The organism is Pantoea sp. Morm (assembly GCF_016643525.1).
Lineage (GTDB): Bacteria > Pseudomonadota > Gammaproteobacteria > Enterobacterales > Enterobacteriaceae > Pantoea > Pantoea dispersa.
The window spans coordinates 29,258-48,274 of record NZ_VOQX01000025.1 but is presented as its reverse complement, the minus strand read 5'-3'; the positions used below and the strand labels follow the sequence as shown (position 1 = coordinate 48,274).

The following is a 19,017-nucleotide window of genomic DNA, read 5'->3' as shown; positions in this document are numbered from 1 at the left end:
TCTTTTGTAGCGGCGCGATTTGGCGCGCTGGATAGGGAAAACAAGCGCAACAAATTGCGCCACTACCAGTCTGTACCAATGGTAAAGCAAGAGCCGTTCCAGTTTTGGTGTTACGCCAGCCTGGATCGATTTATGCTAGCTTGTGATGAAACGAAAGTTACAGGACCGATGATGAAACAGCTCGATGAACGCCTTCGCAGTCACTATCCGCAACTGTCGCCGCAGGAGCAGCGCATTGCTGACTTTGTGTTTGACCATTTTGATGATCTGATTAGCTATAACAGCGCTGAGCTGGCGCGGCTCAGCGGCGTATCAAAGGCCACGGTGAGCCGGCTGTTCAAACGCCTCGGCTATGAAAAATACAAAGACATGCGTGACGAGCTGCGCACCCTGCGCCAGAGCGGAATGCCGCTGACCGATAACCGCGACGCGGTGCAGGGCAACACGCTGCTGTCGCGCCATTACAAGCAGGAGATGGCGAACCTGACGCAGTGGGTCAACAGCATTGACGCCCGGCAGTTTAGCGAGGTGATTGCCGCGCTGGGCGCCGCACGGCGGGTGTTTATCATTGGGATGCGCAACGCGTATCCGGTGGCGCTGCACCTGCGTCAGCAGCTGCTACAGGCGCGCGCCCAGGTGCAGGTGTTGCCACAGCCAGGCCAGACGCTGGGCGAAGAGCTGGTGGACATGACGCCAGAAGATGTGGTGGTGGTGATGGCGTTTCGCCGCCGGCCACGCATCATTCGTCCACTGATGCAGCAGCTACAGCAGAGCGGCATTCCGGTGCTGGTGCTGTGCGAACCGCAGGCGCAGGGCATTCTCACCCTGGCGCGCTGGCAGCTGTGCGCACCGCTCGACAGCGTTTCCGCCTTTGACAGCTACGCCTCGGCAATGAGCCTGATCAACCTGCTGGCCAACGCGCTGCTGCACGAAATGCTGTCGCAGGGGCGTCAGCGCATCCATCAGATTGCCGATCTTTACCAGCAGCTCGACGAGCTGGAACACCGCTAAAGGGCACCGTTTTGGTGCTTTGCACCTTTTTTGATCGCGTCTGCTAACGGGGTGCTCCCCGTTAAGATGCGCCCCTAATCGCCTTAAATCCTCCGCTTAGCCGCTGCGTTTGCTGCCCGTTGTGGTTGGCACATTAGTTGCAAATCAATTTATCAAGAATCTTTTGTTTCACCATTAACTCACCGGGGTGCATAATGAACAAAGTTTTACTGGCAGTAGCAGGTGCAGCATTACTGATAGCGCAGGCTGGCAGCGCGATGGCCGATCAGCTGCAGGATATCCAGAAGCGCGGCGTGATTCGCGTGGCGGTGCCGCAGGACTTCCCGCCGTTTGGCTCGGTCGGTACCGATTTGCAGCCGCAGGGCTATGACATCGACATGGCGAAATACCTCGCGAAGCAGATGAAACTGAAGTTGCAGCTGGTGCCGGTGACCAGCGCTAACCGCGTACCGTATCTGCAGACCGATAAAGTCGACCTGGTGATCTCCAGCATGGGCAAAAACGCCGAGCGCGAAAAAGTGATCGACTTCAGCCGCGCCTACGCACCGTTCTTCCTCGGCGTGTTCGGCCCGAAAGGCGAGACGCTGAAAGATGCGGCGGCGCTGAGCGGTAAATCGATTGGCGTGACGCGCGGTGCGGTAGAGGACATGGTACTGAGTGATGTTGCTCCGAAAGATGCTCAGGTGAAGCGCTACGAAGATAACAACACCACGCTGTCCGCCTATCTCTCCGGTCAGGTGCAGTATGTCGCTACCGGTAACCTGGTGGTCGCGGCGATTGCGCGCCAGAACGCGGAAAAAGCCCCGGTGCCGCAGTTTATGCTGAAAGATTCACCGTGCTTTATCGGCCTGAAAAAGAATGAGCCAGCGCTGAAAGAGAAAGTGAACGCACTGATTGAGCAGGGTATTAAAGACGGCACGCTGAACAAGCTGTCGGAAGAGTGGCTGAAAGCGCCGCTGCCTGCCAACCTCGGCGCATAACAGGAACGGCCAATGATTGGGCAACTTAACTTTGCAGATCTCTGGCCGCACTGGCCAGAGCTGCTGGCCGGACTGTGGGTCACGGTGCAGCTTACGGTGCTGGCAACGGTGGGCGGTGTCGGACTGGGTATTCTCGGCGCGGCGCTGCGCAGCGGCAAACCGGGCTGGGCCAGCCGCCTGTGGGGCATCTACGTCGAGCTGATTCGCAACACGCCGTTCGTGGTACAGCTGTTTTTTATCGTGTTTGGTCTGCCTAATCTCGGGCTGAAACTGACGGCCGGTGAAGCGGCGCTGCTGGCGATGCTGATTAACCTTGGCGCCTATAGCACTGAAATCATCCGTGCCGGTATCCAGGTCACGCCGCGCGGGCAGTGGGAAGCGGGGCGCGTGCTCGGACTGAGCCGCACGCAAACCTTCATCCGCGTGGTGCTGCCGCCCTCGCTGCAGCGCATTTATCCGGCGCTGGTCAGCCAGTGCATTATTGTGATGCTCGGTTCGTCGGTGGTGTCGCAGGTCTCGTATGAAGAGCTGACGTTTGCCGCCAACCTGATTCAGTCGCGCACCTTTTTGAGTTTTGAAGTTTATCTGGTGACCACGCTGATCTATCTGGCGTTGTCGATTGCCATGCGTCAGCTGCTGCTGGCGCTGGGTCGCAAATGGTTTGGAGCGCAGCCGGCATGACGATGTTTACTGACTGGGACATCCTGCGCAACCTGCTACTGGCGGCGCGCTGGACGATTTTGCTGTCGCTGGTGGCCTTTTTCGGCGGCACGCTGGTGACACTGCCGCTGCTGTTTCTGCGTCTGCTGCAGCGGCGCTGGCTCACCCGCCTGATTCGCTGTTATACCGAGCTGTTTCAGGGCACGCCGCTGCTGATGCAGCTGTTTCTCGCCTTCTTCGGCGTTGGCCTGTTCGGCATCGACGTCGCGCCCTGGACGGCGGCGTCGCTGGCGCTGACGCTGTATACCAGCGCGTTTTTACTGGATATCTGGTACGGCAGCATTCGCGCGCTGCCAAAAGGGCAGTGGGAAGCGTCGCGCTGCCTCGGCCTGAACTTTGGCCAGACGCTGTATCGCGTGGTGGCACCGCAGGCGATCCGCATCGCCATCGCGCCGACCGTTGGCTTTGCCGTGCAGGTGATCAAGGGCACCGCGCTGGCGTCGATTATCGGCTTTGTCGAGCTGACCAAAGCCGGCACCATTCTCAACAATGTGACGTATCAGCCCTTCAAGGTGTTTGGCCTGGTGGCGCTCGGTTACTTCCTGATGTGTTATCCGCTGTCGCGTTACAGCCAGTACCTGGAGAAAAAATTCAATGCCGCTCATCACCATTAATCAGGTCCAGAAGTACTACGGTGATAACCACGTACTGAAAGGGGTCGATCTGGATATCGACAACGGCGAAGTGATTTCCATTATTGGCCGCAGCGGCTCCGGTAAAAGTACCCTGCTGCGCTGCATGAACGGGCTGGAAGGCTATCAGGAAGGCAGCATTAAACTGGGTGGCATGACGATTACCGATCGTGAATCGCAGGCGCGTGAAATCAGCCGCTCGGTGGGCATGGTGTTTCAGAACTTTAACCTGTTTCCGCACATGACCGCGCTGGAAAACGTGATGCTGGCACCGCGCCGCGTGCTGAAAAAGAGCGAGGCGGAGTGCCGCACGCTGGCTAAGCAGATGCTGGAAAAAGTCGGGCTCGGCGAACGCCTCAATTACTACCCGGCCAATCTGTCGGGCGGTCAGCAGCAGCGCGTGGCGATTGCCCGTGCGCTGGCGATGCAGCCAAAAGTTTTACTCTGTGACGAAATCACCTCGGCGCTCGATCCGGAGCTGGTGGGTGAAGTACTGAAAGTGCTGGAGCAGCTGGCCGCCGAAGGCATGACGCTGATTCTCGTCACCCATGAAATGAACTTCGCCCGCGACGTGGGCGACCGCGTGGTGTTTATGCATCAGGGACGCGTGTGGGAGCAGGGCGACAGCAAAACGCTGTTTGCAAATCCACAAACCGCCGAGCTGAAGCAGTTTATTTCGACCGTGCGTCTGTAACCGAACAATAAGGAACCCCTCATGGATATCAGCCAGTTCTCGCAAATCAATCCGCCACAGCGTCTGCTGATGGGACCGGGCCCGATCAACGCCGACCCGCGCGTGCTGCGCGCCATGTCGAGCCAGCTGCTTGGGCAGTACGATCCGGCGATGACGCACTATATGAACGAGGTGATGGCGCTGTACCGTGGCGTATTCCGCACTGAAAACCGCTGGACCCTGCTGATTGATGGCACCTCACGCGCCGGTATCGAAGCCATCCTGCTGTCGGCGATTCGTCCGGGCGATAAAGTGCTGGTGCCGGTGTTCGGCCGCTTCGGCCATCTGCTGTGCGAAATTGCCCGTCGCTGCCGCGCGGAAGTCCATACCATTGAGGTGCCGTGGGGCGAGGTATTTACCCCGGATCAGATCGAAGATGCGATCAAAAAAGTCAAACCGCGCCTGCTGCTGACGGTGCAGGGCGATACCTCAACCACCATGCTGCAACCGCTGGAGCAGCTCGGCGCCATTTGTCGCCAGTACGGCGTGCTGTTGTACACCGATGCCACCGCATCGCTGGGCGGCAATCCGCTGGAAACCGATGCCTGGGGGCTGGATGCGGTCTCTGCCGGGATGCAGAAATGCCTCGGCGGTCCGTCCGGCACCTCGCCGATCACCCTGAGCCCGCAAATGGAAGCGGTGATCCGCCAGCGTAAGTGCGTGGAGCAGGGCATCCGCACCGACGCACATCAGGATGGCGACGACGAGATGATCTACTCCAACTACTTCGATCTCGGCATGATCATGGATTACTGGGGACCGGAGCGGCTCAACCATCATACCGAAGCCACCTCGGCGCTGTTTGGCGCACGCGAATGTGCCCGTCTGATCCTGCAGGAAGGGCTGGATAACGGCATCGCGCGTCACAAGCTGCACGGTGATGCGCTGCTGAAAGGTATTCAGGGCATGGGGCTGGAAACCTTTGGCGATCTCAGACATAAGATGAATAACGTGCTTGGCGTGGTGATCCCGCAGGGCATCAACGGCGACCAGGTACGCAAATTGATGCTGGACGATTTCGGCATTGAGATTGGCACCTCGTTCGGTCCGCTGCACGGCAAAGTGTGGCGCATCGGCACCATGGGCTACAACGCGCGCAAAGATTGCGTGATGCTAACGCTGAGCGCGCTGGAGTCCGTGCTGAATCACGTCGGTTTCCGCACCACTCAGGGCGCGGCGCTGCAGGCTGCCTGGGACCACTACGGGAGCCACGCATGAGTCATAGCCTGATGAGCGCCGGTGAGGCGCAGTCAGCGGCGGCGCGGGTGATGGCGCGCTGTGACGCGCTGGCAGCAATCAGTGAGAGCGAAGAGGGGCTGACCCGCGTCTATCTGTCGCCGGAGCAGGTGCGCGCCAACGCGCGCGTTGCTGAGTGGATGCAGGCGGCAGGTATGCACACCTGGCAGGATGCGGTCGGCAATATCTGCGGTCGCTATGAAGCGGCGGAGCCGGGCGCACCGGCGCTGCTGCTCGGCTCGCACCTCGATACCGTGCGCAACGCCGGACGTTACGACGGCATGCTGGGCGTGCTCAGCGCCATCGAAACCGTGCAGTGGCTGCACGACCATCAGCAGCGCCTGCCGCTGGCGATTGAAATTGTCGGCTTCGGCGATGAAGAGGGCACGCGCTTTGGCATCACGCTGCTTGGCAGCCGCGGCCTCACCGGCAGCTGGCCGGAGAGCTGGGTGTCACATCCGGACGGTAACGGTATTACGGTGGCGCAGGCGATGCAGGACCTCGGCCTGGACGCGGCGCTGATCCCGCAGGCGGCACGTGAGGTGAGCGACATTGTGGCTTATCTCGAACTGCACATTGAGCAGGGACCGTGCCTGGAACAGGACGATCTGGCGCTTGGTGTCGTGACGGCGATTAACGGCGCGCGCCGTCTTAACTGCCGCTTTGTCGGGGAGGCCGGTCATGCCGGCACGGTGCCGATGACGCACCGCAAAGACGCGCTGGCAGCAGCGGCAGAGTGGATGGTGTTTGTTGAACAGGCCACGCAGGATCAGGATCCGCAGCTGGTGGCCACAGTGGGCACGCTGAGCTGTCTGCCGGGCGCCGTTAACGTTATCCCCGGCGAGGTGCAGCTGTCGCTGGACGTGCGCGGACCGCAGGATGAACCGCTGGAACGTCTGCTCTCCAGCCTGCTGACCCAGGCGGAAGCCATCGCGTTGCGGCGCGGGCTCAGCTTCAGCGCTAACGAGTACTATCGCATCGCGGCCACCGCCTGTGATACGCGGCTGCAGCAGGCGCTAAGCCATGCGGTAGAAACCGTACAGGGGCGCAGTCTGGCGCTGCCGAGCGGAGCCGGTCACGACGCGATCGCGATGGCTGAGCGCTGGCCGGTGGGCATGCTGTTTGTGCGCAACCATCGCGGTATCAGCCATCATCCGGCGGAATCGGTGCAGGTGGCCGATGTGGCGCTCGGTGTGCAGGCCTATCTGCAGGCGGTGTGCGATCTGGCGCGCAGCTAAAGGAGCCGCGAAATGGATCTGAACGATTTTAATCAGGCAAGCACCGCGCAGGCGCAGGCGGCGATTGCCCACTGCGTAGCGATTCCCGCCTGGCAGCAGGCGCTGGTGGCGGCGCGGCCGTTCGCCAGCCTGACGGCGCTGTACACCACGGCGCAACAGCTGGCGCTGGCGTGGCAGGGCGACGCCTTGCGACAGGCGCTGAGCGCCCATCCGCGCATCGGCGAAAAAGCGCAGGGCGCGGGTAAAGAGGCCGCGCTGTCGCAGCAGGAACAGGCGGCGATGCAGCAGGCTAACGGCGCGCTGCAACTGGCGATGCTGGCCGGTAATGAGCGCTATGAGCAGCGCTTCGGCCGGGTGTTTCTGATTCGCGCCAAAGGGCGCAGCGGCGAGCAGATGCTGGCGGAATTACAGCGCAGGCTCAACAATGATGAAGAGACTGAGCAGCAGGAAGCACTGGCGCAGCTGCGGGAAATTACCCTGTTACGGCTTAAGGAGAGCATCACATGAGCACTATCACTACCCATATTCTCGACACCGCGCTGGGCAAACCGGCGATTGGCGTCGCGATGTCGCTGGAGCAGAACAGCCCTGAGGGATGGCTGCCAGTGGCCGAGGGCGAAACCGACAGCGACGGGCGCATCAAAGATCTCACGCCTGAACCGCTGGCGCCGGGCCACTATCGCTTAACCGCGGAGATCGGTGACTATTTCGCCGCCGACGGGCGTGATGCGCTGTACGTCAGCGCGCAGATTGATTTTGTGATTGGCACCGCCGGCAGCCATTATCACCTGCCGTTCCTCATTTCCCCGTGGTCGTGGTCGACCTACCGCGGGAGTTGATCCAGGTCGCCATAAATGGCGCAATGCTTGTCTGTTAAATTGTAAATCCGCTTAACAACGGTTGCGTTTTGGTAGCGGCGCAATTTATTGCGCGATAAATCGCGCCGCTACGAATCTTGTGCGACTTGCAGTACCGGCTTCATACCATCTCAGGCCCGCTGAAATTCGTGCTCTCTATCACAAACCTCGCGCTTGAAAGCCAGTAACTATCAAAACCTTCGGTCCATCCAAATATATTCTGCAACACGGTGCGGTTATCTTAACCGGACAACGTGAAGCCAATGGAGCCGAGAAATGAGCACGCCCGAAAATAATGATAATGCAGCCGCCTCAGGAAAATGCCCCTTTCATCATGGAGCATCGGAAGAGAAAAGCGTTTTAGCGCGTGGCGCCGGAAGCGGGACCACCAACCGCGACTGGTGGCCAAACATGCTGCGCGTCGATCTGTTAAACCAGCATTCCAGCCGTTCTAACCCCCTCAGTGACAATTTCAACTACCGTGAAGAGTTCAGCAAGCTGGATTACGCCGCGCTGAAAGCCGATATTCGTGCGCTGCTGACCGACTCGCAATCCTGGTGGCCAGCCGACTGGGGCAGCTACATCGGCTTGTTTATCCGTATGGCATGGCACAGCGCCGGCACCTACCGCACCATCGACGGTCGCGGCGGCTCCGGACGTGGCCAGCAGCGCTTTGCGCCGCTCAACTCCTGGCCGGATAACGTCAGCCTCGACAAAGCGCGTCGTCTGCTGTGGCCGGTGAAACAGAAGTATGGCCAGAAAATCTCCTGGGCCGATCTCTACATTCTTGCCGGTAACGTGTCGCTGGAAAACGCCGGCTTCCGTACCTTTGGCTTTGGTGCCGGTCGTGAAGATGTCTGGGAACCGGACATGGACGTGGACTGGGGACATGAGACCGAATGGCTGGCGCACCGCCATCCGGAAAGCCTGGCAAACGCGCCGCTCGGTGCGACGGAAATGGGCCTGATCTACGTGAACCCGGAAGGTCCGGAAGCCAGCGGCGATCCGCGCTCGGCGGCCCCGGCGATTCGCGCTACCTTCGGCAACATGGGCATGAACGACGAAGAGATCGTCGCGCTGATTGCCGGCGGTCACACGCTGGGTAAAACGCACGGTGCCGCTGCGGCCAGCCACGTGGGCGTCGATCCGGAAGCCTCGCCGCTGGAAGCGCAGGGTCTGGGCTGGCACAGCAGCTACGGCAGCGGTGCCGGTGCAGATGCCATCACTTCCGGTCTGGAAGTGGTATGGACGCAAACCCCAACGCAGTGGAGCAACTACTTCTTCGAGAACCTGTTCAAATATGAGTGGGTACAAACGCACAGCCCGGCGGGCGCTATTCAGTTCGAAGCGGTTGATGCCGAAGCGATTATCCCGGATCCGTTCGATCCAGAGAAAAAACGCAAGCCGACCATGCTGGTCACCGACCTGACGCTGCGCTTCGATCCGGAGTTCGAGAAGATTTCGCGTCGTTTCCTCAACGATCCGCAGGCGTTCAACGAAGCCTTCGCCCGTGCCTGGTTCAAACTGACGCACCGCGATATGGGGCCAAAAGCGCGTTACCTCGGTCCGGAAGTGCCGAAGGAAGATCTGCTGTGGCAGGATCCGTTACCGCAGGCCACGCATCAGCCGACGCCGGATGACATCACCGATCTGAAAGCGAAAATTGCCGCTTCGGGTCTGAGCGTCAGCCAGCTGGTCTCTGCGGCCTGGGCGTCCGCTTCCACCTTCCGTGGCGGCGATAAACGCGGCGGTGCGAACGGTGCCCGTCTGGCGCTGGCACCGCAGAACGGCTGGGCGGTCAACGCCAGCGTCTCCCGCGATGTGCTGCCGGTGCTGCAGAAGATTCAGCAGGAGTCAGGTAAAGCATCGCTGGCGGATGTGATTGTGCTGGCGGGCAGCGTCGGGATTGAGCAGGCGGCAGCAGCGGCAGGTGTCGCGGTGCAGGTGCCGTTCACGCCGGGCCGCGTGGATGCGCGTCAGGACCAGACGGATGTCGAGTCATTCAACGTACTGCAGCCGCTGGCCGATGGTTTCCGTAACTATCGCCGCGTACAGGGCGGTTCTTCCACCGAAACCCTGCTGCTGGACAAAGCGCAACAGCTGACGCTGAGCGCGCCAGAGCTGACGGTACTGCTGGGTGGTCTGCGCGTGCTGGGTACCAACTTCGACGGCAGCGCGCACGGCGTGTTTACCGATCGCGTGGGCGTGCTGAGCAACGACTTCTTCATCAATCTGCTGGATATGCGCACCGCATGGCGCGCCACTGATGAGAGCGCTGAGCTGTTCGAAGGCCGCGATCGTCAGAGCGGAGAAGTGAAGTACAGCGCCACTCGCGCCGATCTGGTGTTTGGTTCTAACGCCATCCTGCGCGCGCTGGCGGAAGTTTACGCCAGCAGCGATGCGAAGCAGAAGTTCGTTAACGACTTCGTGGCCGCCTGGACCAAAGTGATGAACCTCGACCGGTTCGATCTGTAATCCCCTGAGCCGCAGCGTCATGCGCTGCGGCTTATTCCTGCTTATACCTCACGAAATGCCTCAAACGGCAGATTAAAGCGTCGCGCCAGCGCCGCCTTATGCTTGTCCGTCAATCTGCGCTCGCCTTTCAGAATGCGATTCACATACGAACGCTGACCGATTTCTGCCACGAAAGAGGATTGATTCAGACCGTGCTGATCCATCAGCACCCGCAGCAGCGCTACGCCGCCCGGCAGCGCCTGAGTGCGTGCATTAAACGCGGCAAATTCCGCTGCGGTTTCTTCATACTTCGCGACTTTAACGGCCAGCATCTCGATCAGCGGATGCCCCGGCTGATGCTCAACTAGGTATTCCACCAGTTCAAGCGCCTGTTCATAATCGGCTCTGGACTGACTCCCGCCCAGCAGCGGCACGGCTTTAATCAGATTGTTGGAGGCCTGAATCGCTTCGCTAATCATTCTTTGTTCTCCCGGTAATGCTTAACCAGCTTGTCATACTCAGCATGCGTCACGATATGCTTTACGAAGACTCTTTTTGCCACAAAATCCGCAAAGAACATCAGCCGGAGATTGTTGCCGCCGACATTAATTACCCACCATTTTGCCCGATACTTCATGCGATCCAGGCTGGGAAACCAGGCTTTTAACGCCTGTGGATCGGCAAAATCATGGCCGCTTAATAGTCGGTAAGTGGCATCCAGCGCTGCGGCATCATTAGGAAATCTCTGTGTCGCTTCGTTAAACACTTTCCTTGAGATAATGTGCATCATTCCCTCGAACTGTTCCAGGGTGGAAACATTGTAACGCACAACATAGAATGTTTCCACACGGGAAACAACAGGGCGGGAGGAAATATGGAAGCCGCATCGCAGGGATGCGGCTAAAAGATTACTTCAGCGTATATTCATCCGCGTCGCGCCAGGCCGGGAAGCGTTCGCGATAGTCCTGCAGCGCCTCCAGTGATAACTCGGCGTCGAGGCGCGCGCGGGCGAAGGGTTCAGCGGCCGCGAGGATCTCACCCTGCGGCGAGATGATCCGGCTGTCGCCGCTGTATTGATGCTGATTGCCGTCACTGCCGACGCGGTTACACCCGGCTACATAGGCCTGATTCTCAATAGCGCGCGCCAGCAGCAGCGCCTGCCAGTGCAGCGCGCGCGGTGCCGGCCAGTTGGCGACGTACAGCGCCAGATCGTAATCATTCTGGTTGCGCGAAAACACCGGGAAGCGCAGGTCGTAGCAAATCTGCGGCAGAATACGCCAGCCGCGCCAGTGGAACACCTCGCGCGTTTCACCGGGCACATAGTGCTGGTGCTCACTGGCCATGCGGAACAGATGGCGTTTGTCGTACTGGTGCAGCGTGCCGTCGGGCTCCACCAGCAGGAAACGGTTTACCGCGCCCTGGTCGCTCTGAATCGCCGCGCTGCCGCCGACCAGCGCATTCAGGGCTTTGGCATGACCGTGCAGCCACGCCACTACCTGATCCTGCGGCAGCGAACTGGCCGCCGCCTCCATGGCGAAGCCGGTGGTAAACATCTCTGGCAGCAGGATGACATCGCGGCCCGTCATGCCCTGCAATACCTCATCAAAATGGCGCAGGTTGGCCGCGCCATCCATCCAGCTCAGGGTTTCCTGTAATACGGTAAGTTTTAAAGCTGACATAAACGCTCCGCAGCGGCGTCGAGCGTCGCTTCCTGTTTAGCAAAGCACAGGCGAATGAGCTTGTGCGGGAAAGGGTCCGCGCAGAACACTGACAGCGGAATCGCCGCCACGCCCACTTCGCGGGTTAACCACTGGCAGAAACTGACATCATCCAAATCGGAAATGGCGCTGTAATCCACCAGCAGGAAATAGGTGCCGGCACAGGGCAGCACCTTAAACCGGCTGGCGGCCAGCGCCTGCGTCAGGCGGTCACGCCGGGCGCGATAGAATGCCGGCAGCGCATCAATATGTTCCGGCTGCTGGCGCAGCATATCGGCAATCGCCAGCTGCGCCGGGGTATTCACTGAAAAAGTGAGATACTGATGCACTTTGCGGATTTCGGCGCTGATCGCCGCCGGAGCGATGCAGTAACCCACTTTCCAGCCGGTCATATGAAAGGTTTTGCCGAAGGATGAGACTGCGATGGCGCGCTGACGCAGGTCGGCATGTGCCAGCACGCTGGCATGGCCCTGCTCATCAAAACAGATGTGCTCATAGACTTCATCGCTGAGCACATAAATTTCCTGTCCGGCAATCGCCTGCCACAGCGCGGCGTAGTCGCTGGCGTGCCACACGGTGGCGGACGGATTATGCGGCGTGTTGACGATCACCAGCCGGGTGCGCGCGCTGAGCAGGCTGCTGAAGGCCAGCCAGTCGACCTGAAAAGCGGGCGGCTGCAGCGCGATGCGTTTCAGCACGCCGCCGGCCAGCTGAACCGCCGGCGCATAGCTGTCGTAGCTGGGATCGAAGCAGATCACCTCGTCGCCCGGCCGCACCAGCGCGGTGATCGCGGCATACAGCGCTTCGGTTGCGCCCGCCGTCACGGTGATGTCGCTGTTGATATCCGGCCGATAACCGTACATGTCTGCGGTTTTATCGGCGATTGCCTCGCGCAGCGGCAGGGTGCCAATCATCGGCGCGTACTGGTTAGCGCCTTCGCTGACGTGATGTGCCAGCCGCTGCTGCAAATAGCGCGGGCCGTCAAAATCGGGAAAGCCCTGTGACAGGTTGATGGCGTTGTGCTGGGCGGCGAGGGCGCTCATTTGGGTAAAAATGGTGGTGCCGAGCGCCGGTAGTTTGCTCTCGGGGATCAGGTTGGGCTGCGTCATTATCGGGTGCCTTAAGCGCGAATGTCGTTGCGGAGTAACCTTGTGCAGCAGCCACTATAAACAGGATGTTAACACTTGGCAATCGAGACGCTTAGACGTCTAAACGCGAATGGCGCAGGCGCTGAGCGTGCTTATCCGCTGCCGCAGGCCATAAAAAAAGCCTCCGGCTGGAGGCTTTTTACGGTTACGCCGCTTCGCTGGGGCGGGCGCTCGGTTTGGGTTTGCTGTCCGGTTTGGCCACCGCCAGCGCCTCGGGCGCAAAATCATCCACGTTGATGGCCTTCAGCCGGCTGGCTTCGGCCCGCGTCAGCACCTTCGCTTCACTCTCGTCAATCCAGCCTTCTTTCAGCGCGCGCTGGGCCAGCGCATCCAGCCGGGTGAAGGAGAAGTGTTTTTTCTGCTGCTGACACAGACGATCGTGAATCACTTCCGCCGCCATCACATCCTGCAGCGCCTGCTCCAGCTGACCGGCCGGGTTGTGCTCACTCGGCGTCAGATACTGGCCGCGGCCCAGACGGGTGCGGGTTGCGGACGGCAGCTGCAGCATTTTGGCCAGCTTATGATCCAGTTTATCGGACGGTGCCGGGCAGTGTTTGCCGCCGGCGAAAATCACCAGCCGCAGCGCACCCGCAACCAGGCGATTCGGGAAGTTGCGCAGCAGATCGTCCATCGCCACTTCCGCCTGATGCAGCGCATCCTGCACGCCCCAGTGCACCAGCGGCAGGTCCGCCTCGTTGCGGCCTTCATCGTCATAGCGTTTCAGCGTGGCGGATGCCAGATACATCTGACTCAGCACATCGCCGAGGCGTGCCGAAATACGTTCGCGACGTTTCAGGCTACCGCCCAGCACCGCCATCGACACATCTGACAGCAGCGCAAGGTTGGCGCTCAGGCGGTTCAGCTGCTGATAGTAGCGGCGGGTCGCGTCACGGGTTGGCGTAGCGCTGGTGCGGCCGCCGGTCAGGCCAAGCCACAGGCTGCGCACTTTGTTGCTGCCGACGTGGCCGATATGGCTGAACAGCGCGCGGTCAAAGGCGACGAGATCGTTCTTCGCGGCGGCGTTCATCTCTTCCAGCACCCACGGGTGGCAGCGGATTGCGCCCTGGCCAAAGATAATCATGCTGCGCGTCAGGATGTTCGCGCCCTCAACGGTGATGGCGATCGGGGCGCCCTGATAGGCACGCGCCAGGAAGTTGTTCTCACCAAGCATGATGCCTTTACCGCCGGCGATATCCATTGCATCAATGATGGCGCGCTGGCCGCGATGGGTGCAGTGGTATTTAACAATCGCTGACAGCACCGCCGGTTTTTCGCCCAGCATAATGCCGCTGGTGATCAGCGTCGCCGCCGCGTCCATCACGTAAGCGTTACCGGCGATGCGCGCCAGCGGCTCCTCAATCCCTTCCATTTTACCGATAGAGACTTTGAACTGGCGGCGAATGTGCGCGTAGGCACCGGTCGCCAGCGCCAGGCTTTTCAGGCTGCCGGTGGCGTTAGACGGCAGGGTAATGCCGCGTCCTACCGACAGGCACTCAACCAGCATACGCCAGCCCTGACCGGCCATCGCCGGACCGCCGATGATGTAATCGATCGGCACAAAGATATCTTTGCCGCGCGTCGGCCCGTTCTGGAACGGCACGTTCAGCGGGAAGTGACGTCTGCCAATCTCAACGCCTGGCGTATGGGTCGGGATCAGCGCACAGGTAATGCCCAGCTCTTCGGTTTCGCCCAGCAGATGATCGGGATCGGAGAGCTTAAAGGCGAGGCCGAGCACGGTGGCAATCGGCGCCAGGGTAATGTAGCGCTTGTTCCAGGTCAGGCGCATGCCCAGCACCTGCTGGCCCTGCCAGTCGCCCATGCACACCACGCCGGTATCCGGAATGGCACCGGCGTCGGAGCCCGCTTCCGGGCTGGTCAGCGCAAAGCAGGGGATTTCATCGCCGCGCGCGAGGCGTGGCAGGTAGTGATCTTTCTGCTCATCGGTACCGTAATGCTGCAGCAGTTCACCCGGACCCAGCGAGTTCGGCACGCCGACGGTGATCGCCAGGATCCCGGACACGCCTGCCAGTTTTTGCAGCACACGCGCCTGCGCGTAAGCGGAAAACTCCAGACCGCCGTACTCTTTTTTGATGATCATGGCAAAGAAGCGGTGCTGCTTGAGGTAAGCCCACAGCTCCGGCGGCAGATCGGCCATTTCATGGGTGATTTCGAAGTCGTTAGCCATGCGGCAGGCTTCTTCTACCGGGCCATCCAGAAACGCCTGTTCCTCTTCGGTCAGGCGCGGCTGCGGGTAGTTGTGCAGTTTCTGCCAGTCCGGTTTGCCGCGAAACAGATCGCCTTCCCACCAGGTGGTACCGGCGTCGATCGCCTCTTTTTCGGTGCGCGACATCGGCGGCATCACCTTCTGGAAGCTGTGCAGAGCCGGCTTAGAGAACATGCTGCGGCGCATCGCCGGCAGGTTGAAAGGCAGCAGAATAATGGCCAGCGGCAGCAGCAGCCACGGCGTCCACAGGCCGGTGGCGGCCAGTGCCGCGGTCCACAGCAGCACAATCGCACTGCTGAGCCGCAGTGAAACCTGATGGTAGAAGAGGGCGCTAATTAACACCAGCGTCGCGATGATCGAGGCAAGCAACATAATGAACCGCTCCGTAAGTTGTAAGAGGTCTGACCTGTTAGTGATAAGGTTTAGAGCAGCGCACGAAATTTATCAATCTGTTTACATCGCAATTACAACCGAACTCACAAAATCGCGCCGGCAATTAAACGTCAGCGCGGCGTCGCGCTTTTCCCTGCTGCGGGCGCTTTGCGGCTCTGGCCCATTCCGTTAAACTTGCTGGGTCAATTTTCCTCTAAAGGACATCCCTATGTATCAGGACATTATTCGCTCAGAACTCAATGAAGCCGCCGATACGCTCAATAAGTTCCTGAGTGATGAAGCCAACATTCACGCCATTCAGCGCGCAGCCGTGCTGCTGGCCGACAGCTTCAAAGCCGGTGGCAAAGTGCTCTCCTGCGGCAACGGCGGCTCGCACTGCGATGCCATGCACTTCGCTGAGGAGCTGACCGGGCGCTACCGCGAAAATCGTCCTGGCTATCCGGCCATCGCCATTTCGGATGTCAGCCATCTCTCCTGCGTCAGCAACGATTTTGGCTACGACTATGTGTTCTCCCGCTACATCGAGGCGGTCGGGCGCGAGGGCGATGTGCTGCTGGGGCTGTCCACTTCGGGTAACTCGGCCAACATCATCAAAGCCGTAGAAGCCGCGCGCGCCAAAGGCATGAAAGTGATTACCCTGACCGGCAAAGACGGTGGCAAAATGGCCGGTACGGCCGATATCGAAATTCGCGTGCCGCACTTTGGATATGCCGATCGCATTCAGGAGATTCACATCAAAGTGATCCACATCCTGATGCTGTTAATCGAAAAAGAGATGGTTAAGTGATGACGTGCTCCTCCCGCGCCCGCGGGAGGTTCTGATAAGGCGGTTGCTATGTGCGAATTGCTCGGGATGAGCGCCAATGTCCCCACGGATATCTGTTTCAGTTTTACCGGTCTGGTGCAGCGTGGCGGTGCAACCGGGCCGCACAAAGATGGCTGGGGCATCACCTTTTACGAAGATAAAGGCTGCCGCACCTTTAAAGATCCGCTGCCGAGCTACAACTCGCCGATTGCCCGCCTGGTGCAGGAGTATCCGATCAAGTCGCACTCGGTGGTGGCACATATTCGTCAGGCCAATCGCGGCCAGGTGTCACTGGAAAATACCCATCCGTTTACCCGCGAACTGTGGGGCCGCAACTGGACTTACGCGCATAACGGCCAGCTAAAGGGCTATCGCCAGCTGGAGACCGGGCATTTCCGTCCGGTAGGCGAAACCGACAGCGAAAAGGCGTTTTGCTGGATTCTGCATAAGCTGGCTGAGCGCTATCCGCGCACGCCGGGCAACTGGCCGGCGGTGTTTCGCTATGTGGCGGAACTGGCGACGGAGCTGCGCCAGAAGGGCGTATTCAATATGCTGCTGTCTGACGGACGCTATTTAATGGCCTTCTGCTCAACCAATCTGTACTGGATTACGCGCCGCGCGCCGTTTGGCAAAGCGAAGCTGCTCGATCAGGATGTGGAGATTGATTTTCTGCAGCAGACCACGCCGAAAGACGTGGTGACGGTGATTGCGACGCAGCCGCTGACCGGTAATGAAACCTGGCACCGCATCGTGCCAGGCGAGTGGGCATTATTTTACCTGGGTGAGCGCCAGGAATGATTTCGACGCCGCTTCCGGCGTGGTCATGACCGGCGTGTTGTTCACCGCATACTGACCGGTTGCCGTCACGTTGACCGTTGGCGGCACGTGGTATTTGGCGAAGTAAGCATAGCCCGGCTGCAGTTCACGCCAGAAGCTGATGTAAGTAGAGTAACGATGACGCTGCATGTTGCTGTCGGTCATGCGGAACGGGAAGATGTTGACCTGCACATCCTGCTGACCGTTACGCAGCGCGGCGTTCACGTAAGTGAAGATCTCATCCATCGATGCGTTGGTCATGGCATAGCATCCCACGGACACGCAATCGCCGTGAATCATCAGGTAGTTACCGTTATAGCCTTTGGCGCGATCGTACTGATTCGGGAATCCGGTATTGATGGCGCGATAAAAACGGCTGTCCGGCTTAAGCTGATTCATCTTCACGTTATAAAAGCCTTCCGGACTTTTAAAATCGCCCTGACGACGTTTCGGCCCGAGGCCGCCGGAGAAGTTACAGATGCGATAGCTGTCCAGCAGACGATATTCATTACCGATTTTGCCGTACAGTTCCAGCGTACGCTCTTCCTTGAAGATCTGAATAAATACCGGTGTACCCAGTAATTGTTTCTTTAACTCTTTGCTCACCGGAGCCAGCGGCTGCATTGGCTCAGGCGTCATTGCCCAGCTCAGGAGCGGCATAAGAATCATCGCAAACAATAATGCGATTCTGCCCATTCTGTGTGTACCTTGAAGTGAAGAGGAACGCTGACGCAGTGCGTCACTGTATTGCATTATCGGAAATATCCGCTACCGCAGCGCAACATTATCATTGTCTGGCGTTTAATCAAGCCGGAGTCCGAGAAAATGGTGCAATCCTAAAGGGAATACGACCACAAATTTGTAAACTTTAATCGCACGCGCCACAAATATTGCCGTTGTTTTTCTCTGCTGTATACTTATCCAGTATCCGGAGGGGCGTATGCGCAAAATCATTCATGTCGATATGGACTGCTTTTTCGCGGCAGTAGAAATGCGCGACGATCCTTCATTACGTGATATCCCGATTGCCATCGGTGGCAGCCGCGTGCAGCGTGGGGTGATCAGCACCGCCAACTATCCGGCGCGGAAATACGGCGTGCGCAGCGCGATGCCGACCGCCACGGCGCTGCGCCTCTGTCCCCATCTGAAACTGCTGCCCGGCCGCTTTGATGCCTATAAAGAAGCCTCGCAGCAGATTCGCGCCATCTTTACCCGCTATACGCCACTGATTGAGCCATTGTCGCTGGATGAAGCCTACCTGGATGTCACCGACAGTGAACACTGCCAGGGATCGGCCACGCTGATGGCGCAGGCGATTCGCGCCGATATCCTGCGCGAAACCGGCCTGACCGCGTCCGCCGGCATTGCGCCGATCAAGTTTCTCGCCAAAATCGCCTCAGACATGAACAAGCCAGATGGCCAGTATGTGATTACGCCGCAGGCGATGCCGGACTTTCTGCTGACGCTGCCGCTGAGCAAGATTCCCGGCGTTGGCAAAGTGGCCACCAAAAAGCTCGAAGAGATGGGGCTGCGCACCTGCGCTGACGTACAGCAGGCCGATCTGGCGCAGCTGCTGAAGCGCTTTGGAAAATTTGGCCGCGTGCTGTGGGAGCGCAGCAACGGCATCGACGATCGTGACGTAGTGGTGGAGCGCGAGCGCAAATCGCTGGGCGTCGAGCGTACGCTGGGCGAGGACATCCATCACTGGGAGCAGTGCCTGGAGATTATTGATTTTCTCTATGCCGAGCTCGATCGCCGTCTCAGCGCGATCCGCCCGGATAAGCAGATTGCACGCCAGGGCGTAAAGCTGAAGTTCAACGATTTCCAGCTCACCACCCAGGAGCATGTCTGGCCGGTGCTGAATAAAGACGACATGATCGCCGTGGCGCGTCAGGCCTGGGACGAACGTCGCGCCGGGCGCGGTGTGCGGCTGGTGGGGCTGCACGTCACGCTGGTAAATCCGCAGCTGGAACGCCAGCTGGTGCTGGGACTGTAACGCCGCGCCCGCTTCAACTCTCTTCGGGACGTTTCGTACATCGTTCCACTAATGAA

19 protein-coding genes are annotated in these 19,017 nt (G+C 59.5%); 13 read left to right on the top strand and 6 right to left on the bottom strand.

What is annotated here, in order from left to right; all coding sequences use genetic code 11:
- Positions 1–171 precede the first annotated feature (171 nt).
- The 10 genes from hpxU to katG all read left to right on the top strand — a co-directional run bounded on the left by hpxU (position 172) and on the right by katG (position 9,882).
- Positions 172–1,011, top strand: a complete 840-nt coding sequence (gene hpxU / locus FT726_RS11185) for a MurR/RpiR family transcriptional regulator HpxU (protein ID WP_021507298.1) — start codon at positions 172–174, stop codon at positions 1,009–1,011.
- Positions 1,012–1,205: 194 nt separating this feature from the next.
- Positions 1,206–1,991: a transporter substrate-binding domain-containing protein gene (locus tag FT726_RS11180; RefSeq protein ID WP_282995761.1), complete on the top strand. Its 786-nt coding sequence runs from the start codon at positions 1,206–1,208 to the stop codon at positions 1,989–1,991.
- Positions 1,992–2,003: 12 nt separating this feature from the next.
- Positions 2,004–2,672 carry an amino acid ABC transporter permease gene (locus tag FT726_RS11175; RefSeq protein ID WP_021507296.1) on the top strand — a complete coding sequence of 223 codons (669 nt, stop codon included), beginning with the start codon at positions 2,004–2,006 and terminating at the stop codon, positions 2,670–2,672.
- Positions 2,669–3,325, top strand: a complete 657-nt coding sequence (locus FT726_RS11170; protein ID WP_141496656.1) for an amino acid ABC transporter permease — start codon at positions 2,669–2,671, stop codon at positions 3,323–3,325. Before FT726_RS11175 ends, FT726_RS11170 begins: the two co-directional genes overlap by 4 nt.
- Positions 3,306–4,037 carry an amino acid ABC transporter ATP-binding protein gene (locus FT726_RS11165; RefSeq protein ID WP_288421347.1) on the top strand — a complete coding sequence of 244 codons (732 nt, stop codon included), beginning with the start codon at positions 3,306–3,308 and terminating at the stop codon, positions 4,035–4,037. Before FT726_RS11170 ends, FT726_RS11165 begins: the two co-directional genes overlap by 20 nt.
- A 21-nt stretch (positions 4,038–4,058) precedes the next feature.
- Positions 4,059–5,294, top strand: coding sequence for an alanine--glyoxylate aminotransferase family protein (locus FT726_RS11160; RefSeq protein ID WP_021507293.1), 1,236 nt, complete (start codon positions 4,059–4,061; stop codon positions 5,292–5,294).
- On the top strand, positions 5,291–6,550 hold the full coding sequence (gene hpxK / locus FT726_RS11155; protein ID WP_132466329.1) for an allantoate amidohydrolase: 1,260 nt from the start codon (positions 5,291–5,293) through the stop codon (positions 6,548–6,550). The genes FT726_RS11160 and hpxK overlap by 4 nt, the downstream gene beginning before the upstream one ends.
- 12 nt (positions 6,551–6,562) lie before the next feature.
- On the top strand, positions 6,563–7,057 hold the full coding sequence (gene uraD / locus FT726_RS11150) for a 2-oxo-4-hydroxy-4-carboxy-5-ureidoimidazoline decarboxylase (protein WP_058758021.1): 495 nt from the start codon (positions 6,563–6,565) through the stop codon (positions 7,055–7,057).
- The gene (gene uraH, locus FT726_RS11145) at positions 7,054–7,389 is read left to right on the top strand and encodes a hydroxyisourate hydrolase (protein WP_058758020.1); all 336 of its coding nucleotides are present in this window, start codon (positions 7,054–7,056) and stop codon (positions 7,387–7,389) included. Before uraD ends, uraH begins: the two co-directional genes overlap by 4 nt.
- A 294-nt stretch (positions 7,390–7,683) precedes the next feature.
- A complete protein-coding gene (gene katG / locus FT726_RS11140) occupies positions 7,684–9,882 on the top strand; it encodes a catalase/peroxidase HPI (RefSeq protein WP_282995764.1) in 2,199 nt (732 codons plus the stop codon).
- A gap of 41 nt (positions 9,883–9,923) precedes the next feature.
- Here katG and FT726_RS11135 read toward each other — a convergent pair whose 3' ends face one another.
- The 5 genes from FT726_RS11135 to fadE form a co-directional block, all read right to left on the bottom strand.
- Positions 9,924–10,340, bottom strand: coding sequence for a type II toxin-antitoxin system HigA family antitoxin (locus FT726_RS11135; protein WP_288421352.1), 417 nt, complete (start codon positions 10,338–10,340; stop codon positions 9,924–9,926).
- Positions 10,337–10,648 carry a type II toxin-antitoxin system HigB family toxin gene (locus tag FT726_RS11130; RefSeq protein WP_215480918.1) on the bottom strand — a complete coding sequence of 104 codons (312 nt, stop codon included), beginning with the start codon at positions 10,646–10,648 and terminating at the stop codon, positions 10,337–10,339. The genes FT726_RS11135 and FT726_RS11130 overlap by 4 nt, the downstream gene beginning before the upstream one ends.
- 121 nt (positions 10,649–10,769) lie before the next feature.
- The gene (locus FT726_RS11125) at positions 10,770–11,540 is read right to left on the bottom strand and encodes an amidohydrolase (RefSeq protein WP_166709622.1); all 771 of its coding nucleotides are present in this window, start codon (positions 11,538–11,540) and stop codon (positions 10,770–10,772) included.
- Positions 11,528–12,688: a pyridoxal phosphate-dependent aminotransferase gene (locus FT726_RS11120; RefSeq protein WP_346302810.1), complete on the bottom strand. Its 1,161-nt coding sequence runs from the start codon at positions 12,686–12,688 to the stop codon at positions 11,528–11,530. Before FT726_RS11120 ends, FT726_RS11125 begins: the two co-directional genes overlap by 13 nt.
- A 184-nt stretch (positions 12,689–12,872) precedes the next feature.
- The gene (fadE, locus tag FT726_RS11115) at positions 12,873–15,323 is read right to left on the bottom strand and encodes an acyl-CoA dehydrogenase FadE (protein WP_058776018.1); all 2,451 of its coding nucleotides are present in this window, start codon (positions 15,321–15,323) and stop codon (positions 12,873–12,875) included.
- A 229-nt stretch (positions 15,324–15,552) separates the two neighbouring features.
- Here fadE and lpcA point away from each other — a divergent pair, with 229 nt between their 5' ends.
- Positions 15,553–16,131: a D-sedoheptulose 7-phosphate isomerase gene (gene lpcA, locus FT726_RS11110; protein ID WP_021507284.1), complete on the top strand. Its 579-nt coding sequence runs from the start codon at positions 15,553–15,555 to the stop codon at positions 16,129–16,131.
- Positions 16,132–16,179: 48 nt separating this feature from the next.
- Positions 16,180–16,947 (top strand): class II glutamine amidotransferase, encoded by a 768-nt coding sequence (locus FT726_RS11105; RefSeq protein ID WP_021507283.1) that lies wholly within the window; start codon positions 16,180–16,182, stop codon positions 16,945–16,947.
- Here the strand turns inward: FT726_RS11105 and dpaA are convergent.
- Complete coding sequence (gene dpaA, locus FT726_RS11100; protein ID WP_021507282.1) at positions 16,918–17,661, bottom strand: peptidoglycan meso-diaminopimelic acid protein amidase; 744 nt, start codon at positions 17,659–17,661, stop codon at positions 16,918–16,920. The genes FT726_RS11105 and dpaA overlap by 30 nt on opposite strands.
- 244 nt (positions 17,662–17,905) lie before the next feature.
- Between dpaA and dinB the strand changes: the two genes are divergently transcribed.
- A complete protein-coding gene (gene dinB, locus FT726_RS11095) occupies positions 17,906–18,961 on the top strand; it encodes a DNA polymerase IV (protein WP_058758014.1) in 1,056 nt (351 codons plus the stop codon).
- Positions 18,962–19,017: the final 56 nt, after the last annotated feature.